The 14,171-nt window shown below is 61.2% G+C and carries 12 protein-coding genes; 7 read left to right on the top strand and 5 right to left on the bottom strand.

Going from position 1 to position 14,171, the window contains the following annotated elements; translation table 11 throughout:
- Positions 1–19: 19 nt before the first annotated feature.
- From A6070_RS01405 to A6070_RS01415, 3 genes are all read left to right on the top strand, one after another.
- Positions 20–682 (top strand): L-fuculose-phosphate aldolase, encoded by a 663-nt coding sequence (locus A6070_RS01405; RefSeq protein ID WP_072286723.1) that lies wholly within the window; start codon positions 20–22, stop codon positions 680–682.
- Positions 675–1,814, top strand: a complete 1,140-nt coding sequence (locus A6070_RS01410; RefSeq protein ID WP_201257942.1) for a MalY/PatB family protein — start codon at positions 675–677, stop codon at positions 1,812–1,814. The genes A6070_RS01405 and A6070_RS01410 overlap by 8 nt, the downstream gene beginning before the upstream one ends.
- Positions 1,815–1,902: 88 nt before the next feature.
- Positions 1,903–3,021: a hypothetical protein gene (locus tag A6070_RS01415; protein ID WP_072286725.1), complete on the top strand. Its 1,119-nt coding sequence runs from the start codon at positions 1,903–1,905 to the stop codon at positions 3,019–3,021.
- An 80-nt stretch (positions 3,022–3,101) separates the two neighbouring features.
- Here A6070_RS01415 and A6070_RS01420 read toward each other — a convergent pair whose 3' ends face one another.
- From A6070_RS01420 to A6070_RS01435, 4 genes are all read right to left on the bottom strand, one after another.
- Entirely contained in the window at positions 3,102–4,403 is a 1,302-nt protein-coding gene (locus tag A6070_RS01420; RefSeq protein ID WP_083558613.1) for a M23 family metallopeptidase, read from the bottom strand.
- Positions 4,404–4,490: 87 nt separating this feature from the next.
- Complete coding sequence (locus A6070_RS01425; protein ID WP_072286726.1) at positions 4,491–4,886, bottom strand: hypothetical protein; 396 nt, start codon at positions 4,884–4,886, stop codon at positions 4,491–4,493.
- Positions 4,887–4,910: 24 nt separating this feature from the next.
- Positions 4,911–5,303 (bottom strand): phage holin family protein, encoded by a 393-nt coding sequence (locus A6070_RS01430; protein WP_072286727.1) that lies wholly within the window; start codon positions 5,301–5,303, stop codon positions 4,911–4,913.
- A 187-nt stretch (positions 5,304–5,490) separates the two neighbouring features.
- Positions 5,491–7,527, bottom strand: coding sequence for an ATP-dependent helicase (locus tag A6070_RS01435; RefSeq protein WP_072288081.1), 2,037 nt, complete (start codon positions 7,525–7,527; stop codon positions 5,491–5,493).
- A 255-nt stretch (positions 7,528–7,782) separates the two neighbouring features.
- On the opposite strand from A6070_RS01435, the gene A6070_RS16250 reads away from it, so the two are divergent.
- Entirely contained in the window at positions 7,783–7,908 is a 126-nt protein-coding gene (locus A6070_RS16250) for a hypothetical protein (RefSeq protein ID WP_268807479.1), read from the top strand.
- A gap of 89 nt (positions 7,909–7,997) precedes the next feature.
- Here the strand turns inward: A6070_RS16250 and mnmL are convergent, their stop codons facing one another.
- A complete protein-coding gene (gene mnmL, locus A6070_RS01440; RefSeq protein WP_072286728.1) occupies positions 7,998–8,918 on the bottom strand; it encodes a tRNA modification radical SAM protein MnmL/YtqA in 921 nt (306 codons plus the stop codon).
- A gap of 186 nt (positions 8,919–9,104) precedes the next feature.
- Between mnmL and A6070_RS01445 the strand changes: the two genes are divergently transcribed.
- From A6070_RS01445 to A6070_RS01455, 3 genes are read left to right on the top strand one after another with little or no spacing between them, the layout of a single operon-like run.
- Positions 9,105–9,494 (top strand): response regulator, encoded by a 390-nt coding sequence (locus tag A6070_RS01445; protein WP_072286729.1) that lies wholly within the window; start codon positions 9,105–9,107, stop codon positions 9,492–9,494.
- Positions 9,491–12,010 carry a mannose-1-phosphate guanyltransferase gene (locus tag A6070_RS01450; protein ID WP_072286730.1) on the top strand — a complete coding sequence of 840 codons (2,520 nt, stop codon included), beginning with the start codon at positions 9,491–9,493 and terminating at the stop codon, positions 12,008–12,010. The genes A6070_RS01445 and A6070_RS01450 overlap by 4 nt, the downstream gene beginning before the upstream one ends.
- Before the next feature lie 31 nt (positions 12,011–12,041).
- Positions 12,042–14,132, top strand: a complete 2,091-nt coding sequence (locus A6070_RS01455; protein ID WP_072288082.1) for a glycoside hydrolase family 57 protein — start codon at positions 12,042–12,044, stop codon at positions 14,130–14,132.
- The last annotated feature ends 39 nt before the right edge of the window (positions 14,133–14,171 follow it).

Genomic DNA, 14,171 nt, shown 5'->3' on the forward strand with positions numbered 1-14,171 from the left:
CCGTTCAAGGACAGCGAACATGATGATGCAGCAACAACGCGAAGCCATCGTCCGCTACGGATGCAAGATGCTCACCTCGCAGCTCACCACCGGGTCGGGCGGGAATCTGAGTATCTGCGACCGCGCCGCGGGGCGGGTCGCCATCAGCCCCAGCGGTATCGAATATTCCGATCTGCAGGCGCGGGATGTGGTGATCACCGATTTCGACGGACAGTTTGTCGAAGGCCGTTGCAAACCGTCCAGCGAACTGGGATTCCATCTTGCCCTCTATCGCAAACGTCCGGATGTCCAGGCCGTGCTGCACACCCACTCGGTGTATGCCACCACCATGGCCTGTCTCGGCTGGGAGATCCCGGCCGTGCATTACCTGGTGGGGTTTTCCGGGCATAAGGTGCCGCTGGCGCCCTACGCTACCTTCGGTACCGCCGAGCTGGCCCGCAATGTAGCCGAGGGGATCGGCGCCTGCAATGCCGTGCTGCTCGCCAACCATGGGCTGGTCGCCGTCGGCGCCGACCTGGGACGGGCTTTCAATACCGCCGAGGAGATCGAACTGGTGGCGCGCATCTATTATCAGGCGCGATCGGTCGGCAACCCGGTGATCCTGCCGGAGGAGGAGATGAACCGCGTGCTGGAGCGGTTTGCGACCTATGGGCAACCCGCCAGGGAAGATGACGATGTTTGACTTCGACCGCATTATCGATCGGCGCGGCACCGGTTCCCTCAAGTGGGATCGCTATGCCGACCGCGATGTGTTGCCGCTGTGGGTGGCGGACATGGACTTCACCGCGCCGCCGGCGGTGCTGGAGGCCCTGGGGAAACGTGCCGCTCACGGCATCTTCGGCTATACCCATGCGCCTCCGGAACTGGTGGAGGGGATTTTGATCCGGATGTGGGAGCGTTACCGCTGGCGGGTGGCGGCGGAAGACCTGGTCTGGCTGCCCGGCCTGGTGGTCGGCCTGAACGTCGCCTGCCGGGCGGTGGGCGACGGCGGCAGCGAAGTGCTGACCATGACCCCCATTTATCCACCATTTTTGTCCGCGCCGGCCCTGTCGGGCCGCAAACTGGCGACGGTGCCCATGGTGCGGGAACGGCAAGGCTGGCGGATCGATTTCGAAGCACTGGAAGCGGCCGTCACTCCGGCGACGCGGCTGCTGTTGCTGTGCAGTCCGCAGAATCCCACCGGCAGGGTTTTCACCCCCGGTGAACTGGGGCGGCTGGCAGAACTCTGCCAGCGTCACGATCTGGTGCTGTGTTCCGACGAGATTCACTGCGACCTGGTGCTGGAGCCGGGCTGCGCGCATCTTCCCGCGGCAAGCCTGGGCGGCGATATCGCGGCCCGCACCATAACCCTCATGGCCCCGAGCAAAACCTTCAATCTGCCGGGGTTGAACTGCGCTTTCGCGCTGATCACCGATGCCGGCCTGCGGCAACGCTTCCAGCGTGCCATGGCCGGCATCGTGCCCTACGTCAACCTGTTCGGTTACATCGGCGCCCTGGCCGCCTACCGGGACAGCGGCGCCTGGCATGCCGCGCTTCTGGACTATCTGCGCGGCAACCGCGCCCTGGTTGCCGGGGCGGTGGAGGCCATGCCGGGACTGGTCTGCATTCCGGGGGAAGCGACCTATCTGGCCTGGATCGATGCGCGCGATAGCGGGATCGACGACCCGGCGGGTTTTTTCGAGCAGGCCGGCGTGGGGCTGTCCGACGGTCGTGAATTCGGCGCGCCGGGATTCGTGCGTCTCAATTTCGGCTGTCCGCGGTCTTTGCTTGAGCAGGGCCTGGAGCGGATGCGCAAAGCCTTGACATGCCGATAGACACAGGTCGGCTCGCTAGGTCCCGGCACGAAATTACAAGTATTGGGTACAGGGACGCTTCGGAATCTGTACAGAGAGAAAATATGACATGCCTTTATACCGAGAAGCCATCAGCGATCTGACCGTTCATCTGCCGCGCCGCGATTTGCGTGCCATGATCCTTGCCGTGCGCACCCTGTATCGCCTCGGCCGCCTGCCCGCCTACCGCAAGGCGGTCCTGCCGCGGCTGCCGGAAGTGGCCCGCTTCGACCCGGGCCACGATGCGGTGATGATGGGCTACGATTTTCACCTGACCGAAGACGGACCGCGTCTCATCGAGGTCAATACCAATGCCGGTGGCGCTCTGCTGTCTTTACTGGCGCAACATGCGGACGAGGCATCGGCGCTTGCCGGGCTCAACAACAAGTTCAAAGCTGCTTTTCTCGGGCCTTTCGCGGAAGAGATACGGGCATTTTCCGGCGGGCGACGGACACGCCCGCAGCGCATTGCCATCCTTGACGAAAATCCTTCGCAGCAATTTCTTTACCGGGAGATGCAGGTCTTTGCGGATCTGTTCCGCGCCTGGGGTGTGGATGCCGACGTCGTGGATCCATGTCGGCTGCAGGCCGGGGCTGACGGCGTGTGGCTGGACAACCGACCGGTAGACATGATCTATAATCGCCATTGCGATTTTTATCTTGAGGAGGATGCCATGACCGGCATCCGTGCTGCTTACCTGGCCGGCAGTGTCTGTGTGTCGCCCAACCCTTTTGCTTACGGCCTGCTGGGGGATAAAAGGCGCATGGTGCTCTGGTCCGATCCGCAGGCGCTTGGCGCGTTGGGTGTGGCGGAAGAAGATGCCGCTTTGCTGCTGCGCCTGGTGCCGAAGAGCCGCCTGCTGGCCACCGAAAAGGCCGACGTCCTTTGGCAAGAGCGTCGCGCACTGGTGTTCAAGCCGGTTGACCGGTTTGGCAGCCGCGGGGTGCTGGTCGGTGAAAAAATTTCCCGCAAACGTTTCGAGCAACTCGACCCCGCCACTACCCTGGCGCAACAGCTGGTGCCTCCATCGCTGACCCATGGTGCGGACGATGACCCGCCGATGAAAACCGATCTGCGGCTGTTTGTCTACCGGGACCGCATTCTTGGCATCGGTGCCCGCCTGTATCGTGGACAGGTGACCAATCTGCGCACCGAAAAAGGGGGCTTTGCCCGGGTGCGTGTCGTCTGAGCTGCCGCGGTAACGGTACGGATGTAAAAAAGGCTGCCTGGAGAGGCAGCCTTTTTTACATCCGCATGGCGGTTGAAGGTTTACGGCTGGGCCATGACCTGGTCCCACTTGCCGGTGAAATTGTCCTTGATCCAGTGACCGTCCAGCCATTCGCGGGGGTTGATCTCCAGGCCGCTCAGAACGATGCCGAAATGCAGGTGGTCGCCGCCGGCCATGCCGGTGGCGCCGGTGCGGCCGATAACCTGCCCCTTGCTGATCTGGTCGCCAACGGCAACGTCGATGCTGCTCAGATGTGAGTAGAGGCTCTGCAGTCCCAGCCCGTGATCGATGATGATGCATTGGCCGTAGATGCCGAAATCCTCGGCAAGCACCACGGTACCGCTGTTGCTGGCCGGAATCGGTGACGCCGCCAGGGACGCGAGGTCGATGCCGAGATGGGTCTGGCTGTCGACTTTCTGGCCGTTGAACAGATAATCCCGCCTGTCGTTGAAGTCCGCCCGGGGGGCGGCATTGGGCAGGCGCAGAAACGCGCCTTCCCACAGGGGGCGGTCGGCGGTTTTGGCGGCGAGTTCGTTGAGTCGGGCCACGTTTTTGGCGCGCAGTTCGCGATTTATGCGCAAAAACAGTTGCAGAGGATCGGTGGTTTCCGGAAAATAATGCTGGAAATCCGGCATCTTGCTATCAAGAAAGGCCTGGCTGATGTTGATTCGGTCGGCACGGGGAGGCCGGGCAATGGGGTTGTAGTAGATTCCTGCAGTACGCTGATTGCCCGCCGGATCCTCGACCACCACCCGCGGCGTAAAGGCGCCGCGTTGCACGTTGTGAGGCCAGGCGAACAGACAGGCGTAAACGCCGTTGTCCTGGCGATAGGCGGGAAAGAAGCGTTCAGCCACTTTTACGCCAGCGTATTTGACGTCTTCGTTGACGCGGAACATGGTGAGACCGGCGCCGCCCTCATAGACGTTATGGGCGGTGGTCAGCACCGAAATGACGGGGGGCTTGGTGTCGATGGCAAGCTCGAAACTCCGCTCGGCCCGATTGGCCAGGGTGGCGCTGTCGCTGACCTGGACGGTCAGGCGCAGCGGTCCGTTTTTAAGGGGAAGTTTATCCAGGGGCAGAGGGATTTCTTCCACGGAAACGCCGCCTTGCCAGGTTTTGCTGATCAATTCGGCGGTCTTGCCGTCCTGGGAAACGCTGACCTTCAGCGATTTGAGACCGGCGCCGTCGTCCTGGATCTTGAGCACCGGCGGTTTTTTGGCCGAAACGGCGCCGCTTTCCGGGGTCAGGGTCAGGTCGGGAGCCTGGCTGTCACGCAGCATGAAGTAGCCTGCGGCGGTGCCGACAACAAGCAGCAGAATGATCATGATGGCATGGTTTTTCAATGTCGTGTACCTCGCGAATTTTCCGGATTTTTAAAAAACAGCGAACAAAGCCGCTTTGTGGTGAATAAAGGTCCCGGCAGGCCGCGCTCAGCGGCTTGCGGCGCGGTGCCACAGGGCCGCGCTAACCCCCCAGACAGCATAAATCAAGAGAATCAGAGCGGGAGTCAGCGCGCCATAGCCGAGGCCGAGCAGGCCCTTGCCGGCCCGGGGCATCAGATGCAACAGTACATAGGCCGATGGCGCCAGGCTCCAGAGCAGGCCGCGGCTGGCCGGGCGGCCCGGCAGCAGGGGCAGTATCAGCAGCAGCCCCCACAAACCGCCGACGATCAGTCGGGGGTAGAGCCACGCCAGGCTAAGAGCGGGGCGCAGGGCAATGCCCAACCAGGACAGAACGCCGTCCCGGCCCAGTTCCCAGAACAGCAGGCTGGAAAGCAGCCCGCCGATAACGCCGCCGGTAAACGCGGCACTCAGATTTCGCAGCATGAATCCTCCCGGGGGTGTCCCGTGTTATTCCCAGCGTCCGTGACGTTGACGCAGGGAGATGACCTCGACACGACCGCGCTCGTTGATCAACGAGGTCGACAGCCAGCTGACGCTGCTGATGATAAGCGAGCCGAGCACCGCCCACCAGAAACCGGCCACCTGCAGGCCGCCGATGATTCCCGATGCCATCATCAGCATCAGGGCGTTGATGACGAAAGTGAAAAGGCCGAGGGTCAGGATGTTGAGCGGCAGGGTGAGCAGCAGCAGGATGGGCCGGAACAGCGCATTGAGAATGCCCAGGGCCGCGGCGGCGAAAAATGCCGACACCGGGCCTCCCACCGTGATGCCGGGCAACAGCCAGGCGGCCAGCAATATGGCAACGGTCAACATAATCCAGCGGATCAGCAGGCCTCGCATGGTTACCTCCGGAGATGGGTGAAGTTGCGGCCGGGGGGCCGCCGGGATCATAAAACGTCCTAAGGATAGCCTAAATCCCATCCGGATAAAAGGGGGTAGCTCGGCTTCGCTGCCGGCATGTCACGGCGGCAGCTACTGTCCCGCCAGGGAAACAGCGTGAAGTCATATTGTGCGGCCTGGTTACGTGTCAGTCGCCAAGCATTGACTTGATGTTGGCGAATGCGGTCCGGGCCAGCTGATCTTTTTCTTCCTCGGTGGATGTACTCGGGGCGTCGCCGATCGATCTGCGCAGGACCTCGCCGGGGATCTCTTCAAGAAACCGGCTCGCAGCACGTGTTTGCATGACGCCGTATTTCTTGCGCCGGGAAGTGCCGAGCAGGGACAGCTTCTGTTGCGCGCGGGTGATGCCGACGTAGCACAGCCGGCGTTCTTCCTCGATATCGAAGCTTTCCTCCACCGATTTTTTATGGGGCAGCAGGTCTTCTTCCATGCCGACCAGAAACACACAGGGGAATTCGAGACCCTTGCTGGCATGCAGGCTCATGAGCACCACCGCATCGCGTTGCAGCTTGGCGTCCTTGTCCTGGCGCGGTGGCTCGTCGCGGTCGAGCAGCGACACCTTTTCCAGAAAACCTTCCAGGGTCGGCTGGGCTTCACGCTGCTCGTAGGAGGCCATGGCATTGACGACCTCGGCGACGTTGGCCATGCGCCGCCGCGCCCGCTCCGGATCCTGGGCGGTGCGCAGCAGATCGTCTTCGAAACGCAGTTCTTCGAGCAGTTCGCGGCCTGTTTCGCTGAGCCGGCCGACCCGGAACCGTCGCCGGTAGCTGTCCATCAGCTGCACGAACCGCCCGATCGCTTCGAGGGTTTTTTCGCCGAGTCCGTCGACCTGCGCGGCGTCCTGCAGCACCTGCCACATAGGGAGTTCATGCTCGGCGGAAAAGCGGATCAGACGGTCGGCGCTGGTGTCGCCGATGCCCCGCCTGGGCGTGTTGAGGATGCGCAGCAGGTTGACCTCGTCACGGGGGTTGAGCAGCACCCGGAAATAGGCCAGCACATCCTTGACTTCCTTGCGGTCGAAAAACTGCTGACCGCCGATCAGCACGTAGGGTACGTTCTGGTAGCGCAGCTGTTCCTCGAAGGCCCGTGACTGGACGTTGGTACGGAACAGGATGGCAAAATCCCGGTAGTTCAGGCTGGCCCGGAACTTCTCGGCCATGATGCGTTCCACCACTGTTCGGGCTTCGTCTTCGTCATCATCGCACAGCAGATAGTCGATCATGTCTCCCGGGCCGCCGGCGGTCCACAGGGCTTTGGCCTTGCGCTTGCGATTGTTGCGGATAACGGCATTGGCGGCGGCGAGGATATTACCTGTGGACCGGTAGTTCTGTTCCAGCCGGATAACCATGGTGCCGGGGAAATCCTTTTCGAAATCGAGGATGTTGCCCAGATCCGCGCCCCGCCAGCCGTAGATGGACTGATCGTCGTCGCCGACCACACACAGGTTGTTGTGCCCCCTGGCCAGCAGCCGCAACAGCCGGTATTGCGCGGCATTGGTGTCCTGGTATTCATCCACCATCAGATACCGGAAACGCTGTTGATATTTTTCCAGAACGGCGGGCTTGTCCTGCAGCAGGCGCACCGTCAACATGATCAGATCGTCGAAATCGACCGCATTGAAAGCTTTGAGGGCACGTTGGTAGCGTGGGTAGATAGCGGCCACCACCCCGCTGTATTCATCGCCGTGGCGAGGCTGAAAGGTGTCGGGTGCAATCAGGCGGTTCTTGGCGTCGGAGATCAGGTACAGTACGCGGTCGGCATCGTATTTGCGCAGGCCGGTATTGATTTCCTGCAGCAGGTCGCGGATCAGCCGCAACTGATCGGCGCCGCCGTAAATGGAAAAGTTCTTTTTGTAGCCGAGCTGTTCGATATCCTCCTTGAGGATGCGCACGCACAGGGCGTGAAACGTACTGATGACCATGCCCTTGGCCTGCCTGCGGTCGACCATGCTTTCGACCCGCTCACGCATCTCGCGCGCCGCCTTGTTGGTGAAAGTGACGGCAAGGATCGCTTCCGAGGTCACCCCCCTGTTTTTCAGCAGGTAGGCGATGCGGCTGGTGATGACGCGGGTTTTCCCCGAGCCGGCCCCTGCCAGCAGCAGCAGCGGACCTTCCGTGTGGCGGACGGCGGCGCGTTGTTGATCGTTGAGAGAGGACAGGTTCATAAATACTTCACGACGGCGGAGGGTATGCAAGGCGCAGGCGGCAGGCACAGACATCGGGCGCCCAGGAAGATACCACAGCACCGGGCGCCCGGCAAGGGGGGCTTGTAAGCGTGACAGCGTATGGCCATGGTTTACCGTTGTGCAAAAACGATGGTGGAAAAACGCGAAAGCGTCTTGCATTTCCTGCGCATTTCAGCTATGTTGCGCCGCAGTTTACGTCAGTTGCTTTTTATCTTTCGTTATTAGGGTGCTCCCATGTTTAAAACCGTTGTTGTCCTTTTCAGTCTTGTCTGGGCTTCCCTGATTCTTGTTTCCTGGAGTGGCGGCGAGCAGATTGACCGGCCGTCGCGGCCGGTTGTTGCGGAAAAAGCCGGTTTTTAAGCTGTTTCAGCGTCTCATGTGTTTTTGATCCGGCAACTTTCCGGTGGCTGTCCCGGCGATGGCCCGCAACGCTGGCGCCGTCTCTTTTTTCAGCTTTCCCCGTCCCGGTACCCCTGGCATGTTCCGCGCCGCAACAATTCCTGTTCGATAGCGTTGAGTACTTCCCATTTGTTCAGCGACCAGAGCGGTGCCAGCAGCGTCTCGCGCGGACCGTCTCCCGTCAGCCGGTGGATCAGGGTTGACGCCGGCAGACGTTCGATCACATCCGCCACCAGCGAAACATATTCCTCCTGTTCCAGCACGGCGATACCGCCCTGCTGGTAAAGATTCCCCAATGGCGTACCGCGCAGGATATGCAGCAGGTGCAGTTTGATACCGTCAATGCGCAGGCGGGCCATGGCATCGGCGGTGGCCAGCATATCGTCGCGGCTTTCTCCCGGCAATCCCAGAATGATATGTACGCAGACCCTCAGGCCTCTGGCTCTGGCGGCTGCATAGGCTTTTGTGAAGCAGGCATAATCGTGCCCGCGGCGTAAAAAATCGAGGGTACGGTCATGCCTGCTCTGCAGGCCGAGTTCCAGCCAGAAGTAGGTGCGCCGGTGGTATTCCCCCAAAAGATCCAGAACTTCTTCCGGTACACAGTCCGGCCGCGTGCCAACCGCCAGCCCCACCACGCCTTCAACGCCGAGGGCCTGGTCGTACAGGGCGCGCAGGCGCGCCACCGGAGCGTAGGTATTGGAGAACGGCTGGAAGTAGGCCAGAAACTGCCCGGCCTTGTATTTGCGGGTCATGATTTCCTTGCCGCGCTCGATCTGCTCGGCCACCGGAAAACCGCGGTCGATGCCGACGGCACCGGAGCCTTGCGGATCGCAGAACAGGCATCCCGGCCGGTCGCGGGTAGCGCCACGGTTGGGACAGGAGAAGCCTGCATCGACGGATATTTTATGGACGCGGCCGCCGAAGCGTTGTTTCAGATGTGCGGAAAAGCTGCGGTATGGTTTCTCTTGCATGGCGCGACTATGCCACCGGTAGCCCCTGAGAGCAAGGGGTTTGGAAGAAGCCGCCGGATTTTCCGGGCGCGATTGAAATAGCCCCCCTGCCTGATATAATCCACTCGGCTTTCATGACGAGCCGCCATGCCCGCATTCTCGGCGGACTTGGCATCGGGTCCGGATAATCATCAAGGGAGGGGCTTTGTGACGCGTTTGCTGGTGGTTGATGACGAACAGGACATCCGCTACCTGTTCCAATGTGAACTGGAGGAAGAGGGGTATCAGGTCGACGCGGTCGGTTCCGCGGTTGAAGCCGATGCCGCTTTGCGGAAGCACGTCTATGATCTGGTGGTGCTCGATATCCAGGTCGGTGGGGACAGCGGTCTTGCCATGCTGCAGGATATTATCGGCCGCCGGAAGGACCTGCCGGTGATTCTCTGTACCGCCTTCAGTTGCTACAAAGAGGATTTTTCCTCCTGGCTGGCGGACGGTTACGTGGTGAAAAGTTCGGATCTCACTGAACTTAAAAACGAGATCCGACGCGTGTTGATCAAACGGGGCAAGCTGCTCCAGGGCGAGGGGGCGAACCGATGAAAGCTGTGATCATGGCAGGCGGGTTCGGAACCCGCATGCAGCCTTTGACCATCAATCAGCCCAAACCGATGGTGCCTCTGGTCAACCAGCCAATCATGAGTCATATCATTGCGCTTTTGAAACAGCATGGTATCTCGGATGTCATCATGCTGTTGTTTCACCAGCCCGAGATCATCAAGAACTATTTCGGCGACGGCAGCGAACTGGGGGTTCGCATCACCTATGTCACGCCCCTGGAGGATTTTGGAACTGCCGGCGCGGTCAGGGCCGCGGCGCCTTATCTGGACGAACGTTTTCTGGTAATCAGCGGTGACCTGCTGACCGATTTCGATCTGGGCGAGGTTTTGAAGTTTCACGAGGAAAAGCAGGCCCTGGCCACGATCACCCTGACATCCGTGGAGGATCCTCTGCAGTTCGGGGTGGTGATTACCGATCAGCAGGGCGCCATCACCAAGTTTCTTGAAAAACCGGGCTGGGGCGAGGTGTTCTCCGATACCATCAACACCGGCATCTATGTCTTCGAGCCCGCGGTACTCGATATGATCCCGGAAAAGACCAACCGGGACTGGTCCAAGGATATCTTCCCGCGTATGCTGGCCGAGGGGCGCCCGCTGTACGGATGCCGGCAGCGCGGCTACTGGGCAGATATCGGCAATACCGACGCCTACCTGGAAACCTGCCGGGACCTGTTTCGCGACAGAGTGGCGGTATCGCTGCCCGAACCGGTCCTGTGTGAGGCAGGCCGCAGGATTTATCTCGGCACCGATACCCAGGTGGCGGAGGCCGACCTGTCGCGCCTTGAAGGGATGGTGGTGATCGGCGACAACAGTCAGGTGCAGGGAGGATCGCGGCTGAAGAATTGCGTCATCGGCCGCAACTGCGTGATCGAGGACGATGTTGAACTGGAGGATGTCATCCTCTGGGACAATGTGTTTGTCAAGCGCGGATGCCGTCTGTTCGGCACCGTGGCCGGACATCGCACCCGCCTCGGGCGCGGCGTGGTGTCGGAGGAAGGCGTGGTCATCGGCGACGAGACCGATGTCGGCGACGAGGCCTATCTGCGCAAGGACGTTAAAATCTGGCCGCGCAAATCGATAGAGAGCGGCTCCATTGTCAGCACCAATCTGATCTGGGGCGACAAGTGGCGCAAGAGTCTGTTCGAAGGCGCCTCGGTTCGCGGCTTGAGCAATGTGGAACTGTCGCCCGAGTTCTGCGCCAAGCTTGGCGCCGCTTACGGATCGGTGTTGCCGCGCGACAGTTATGTGATCACCAGCCGCGACGGCCAGCGTTCGTCGCGCATGCTCAAGCGCGCGTTTCTCGGGGGGGTGCTGTCCACCGGCGTGAATGTGCGCGATATCAAGCAGATGCCGCTGCCGGTTATGAGTTACAAGCTCGGCACCTTCGGCGAGGTCGGCGGGGTTCATTTCCGGCAATTCGGCGAGGATTCCGCGGCCACTGAGATCCTGTTTTACGATGCGGAAGGGTTTGAAATCCCCTCCGGCACCGCCAAGGCCGTCGAACGGATCTTCTTCAAGGAAAATTTTCGCCGCGTGCATTACGCCGAGCCGGGGGAGATCAGGGAACTGCCGCAATTGACCGCTTTTTACAGGGAAGGCTTTTTGCGCGCCCTCGATGGCGGCCTGTTGCGGTCGTTTGCGCCGAAAGTGGTCATCGACCTCAATCATTCCCCTGCCGGCGAGCTGCTTCCCGGCCTGTTGACGGATCTCGGTTGCGAGGTTGTCGAACTCAACTCCCGCTTTGAAGAAGGGCGCAGTGCAACGGCCCCGGATCAGACTGCCCGCGCCATGCAGCAGCTGTCCCGTATCGTCGTATCCCTCGAAGCTGCCGCTGGCTTCTGGCTCGATCCGTCGGGGGAGCGGGTGCGGATCATCGACGAAAGCGGCAGTCTGCTGACGGAAATCGAAGCCCTTGGCGTGGTGGTTTCCCTGGTGAGTCGCTGCGGAATGGCCGGGATCCTGGCGCTGCCGGTGTCAGCGCCGATGGCGCTTGAGAAGGTCGCCCAGGAGAGCGGCCTGACCTGCCGTATCGTCAAAAACGATGCGCGCGCCCTGCTGGAGGCGGTGTCCGAGCGTGGCGGCCTGCTGGCCGCCACGTTGGACGGCCGTTTCGCCGTGCCGGGTTTTCAGGGGCATTTTGACGGCATGTTCGCGGTGGCCAAGATTCTCGAAATGCTCGGTCACGCGGGCATGAGTCTCGGCAGTCTGCGTCGCAGTCTTCCCGACCGCGCTTACCGGCAGGCGCAAATCCCCTGCAGTCGGCAATTCAAGGGCGGCGTGATGCGCAAGATGAGCGAGCATACCGTGAATCTCGATGCTTCCTTCGTCGACGGCGTCAAGATCCGCTTCGAAGACGACTGGGTACTGGTATTGCCTGATCAGTATCGGCCGCTGATGCATATCGTGGCGGATTCCCCCGATATCCGGCGCGCCGAAAGCCTGCTGGAGAATTACCGGAACAAGGTTGAAACCTGGAAAAAGGAACTTCTCAACCCCTGAACGGGGCACTGGGTTGCGTATCGCGAAATCGATGAAACCTCTGGATGTTGTCCTGATCTGGCATATGCATCAACCCGATTACCGGGATCCGCTGCAGGACGAAGTGCTGCTGCCTTGGGTGTTTTTGCATGCGGTCAAGGATTACGGCGATATGTTGCAAACGGCCGTTGATCATGGTATCCGGGTGACCTTCAATCTGGTGCCGACCCTGTTGGAGCAGCTCCGGGAATACGCCTCCAAAAGCCTCAGGGACCGCTGGCTCGAACTGGCGCGTCGTGATCCGCAGGCCATGTCCGACGGCGAGCGTGCCAGTCTGGTGCAGTGTTTTTTTTCGGTTCACGCTGAACGGCATATCCGGCCCCATGCCCGCTACCGCGAACTGGCGGAGCAGCGCGCCTTGTGGAAATCTTCGGCCTGGCAGCGGTTCTCGGAAGCGGATCTGCGGGATCTGCAGGTATGGTTTCTGCTGTCATGGTCCGGATATTACCTGCGTCGGGAGCCGGGCGTCGTGGCCGACCTGCTGGCCAAGGGGCGGAACTTCGATGAGCAGGACAAGCACCGGCTGTTACAGGCTTACCAGGAGGTTGTGGAGGGCATCCTGGCGCGGTTCCGGCAGGCCGAGGACGAGGGTGCCGTAGAACTGTCGGTAACGCCCTATGCCCATCCCATACTGCCGCTGCTGTGCGATAGCGGTGAAGCCGCCCGCGCCCGCGAGGGAGTTTTGTTGCCAAAAACGCCCTTCCGTTTTCCGGAGGATGCCCGTCGGCAGGTTCGCCTGGGACTGGCGAGCGCGGGGGATTTTTTCGGAGTCCGTTCGCGCGGCATCTGGCCGTCCGAAGGCGGACTGAGCGAATCCGTGGTGCGCATCATGGCCGATGAAGGTGCCGTCTGGACTGCCGGCGATGAAGCCCTGCTGGAAAAATCCCTGCCCGGAGGGCTCGGCGACCGCACGTCACTTTATCGCCCGTACAGTTATCTGGGATTGCCGCTGCTGTTTCGGGACCGGGAGCTGTCGGACCGCATTGGTTTTGTGTATGCGACCTGGCCTTCGCAGACGGCGGCGGCGGATCTTCTTGACCGCCTGCGGGCACTGGCTCAGCAAGTGCCGGGCGGGGTGGTGACCCTGATTCTGGATGGAGAAAATTGCTGGGAAGGTTATGAAGAAAACGGCTTTGCTTTTTTGCAGGCTGTTTATCGGGGTCTGGCCGATTCGCCGGTTCTGCGGGCGGTCACCTTCAGCGAAGCCTTGGCCAGCCGCAAGCCTGAGCCGTTGAAGGTTTTGGCACCGGGATCCTGGATCAATGGGGATTTCGATATCTGGATCGGGCACCCCGAGGAAAATTGCGCCTGGGAATGGCTGGGCGAAGCGCGCCGCGCCCTGCAGTCCGCAGATGCGGACTGCCAGGGTGAAGGCTGGCCGCATCTGCTGCGTGCGGAAGGCAGCGATTGGTTCTGGTGGTTTGGCGAGCACCATCGCAGCGAGCAGGCGGAAACTTTCGATCAGCTTTTCCGGCATCATCTGCAGGCTTTCTACCGCGCCATCAGAAAGCCGGTGCCGCCCTGCCTGCACTATCCGTTGAGGGGGGCGCGCCGCAGCAGTCGCGTTTATCCTCCCACCGAATCGGTAAGCCCCGTCATCGATGGACGGCTGACCGATTATTTTGAATGGCACGGCGCCGGCACCGTGGAACTGGGCGGCGGCGGTGCCATGCATAATGCCAGCTTTGATCTTCTGGGTTTTTTTTATGGCTACGATGAAAATTTTTTCTATCTGCGGTTCGATTTTCGCCAGCCCGTGGAACAAATAGCCGGGCCGGACGGAGAACTGCTGGTGCGCTTGCAGGCCGAGGGTGTCTGGGAAGCCCGCCTGGCGGCCAGGGCCAACCGCGTGCTGGTGCAAAGTGTCGATGGGGCCGGCGGCGGGGAGGGACCAGGGGCTGCGGGAACCATCGCGGAAATGGGCTTGCCGCTGAAGCTGCTGGACCTTAAGCCGGGCGGTGCACTGAACGTGTCCTTGACGGTGCTCGATTCCGGAAGGGAGTTGGCCCGTTGGCCCGCCGGGGGGGAGCTGGCCCTGATTTACCCGGGGCCCGATGCGGAAGCCCCGCAGTGGCCCCTTTGAACTCGCGGGCCGTAATGACGGCAGTGATGCCGGAAAGGA

The sequence above is a fragment of the Syntrophotalea acetylenica genome (assembly GCF_001888165.1).
GTDB lineage: Bacteria > Desulfobacterota > Desulfuromonadia > Desulfuromonadales > Syntrophotaleaceae > Syntrophotalea > Syntrophotalea acetylenica.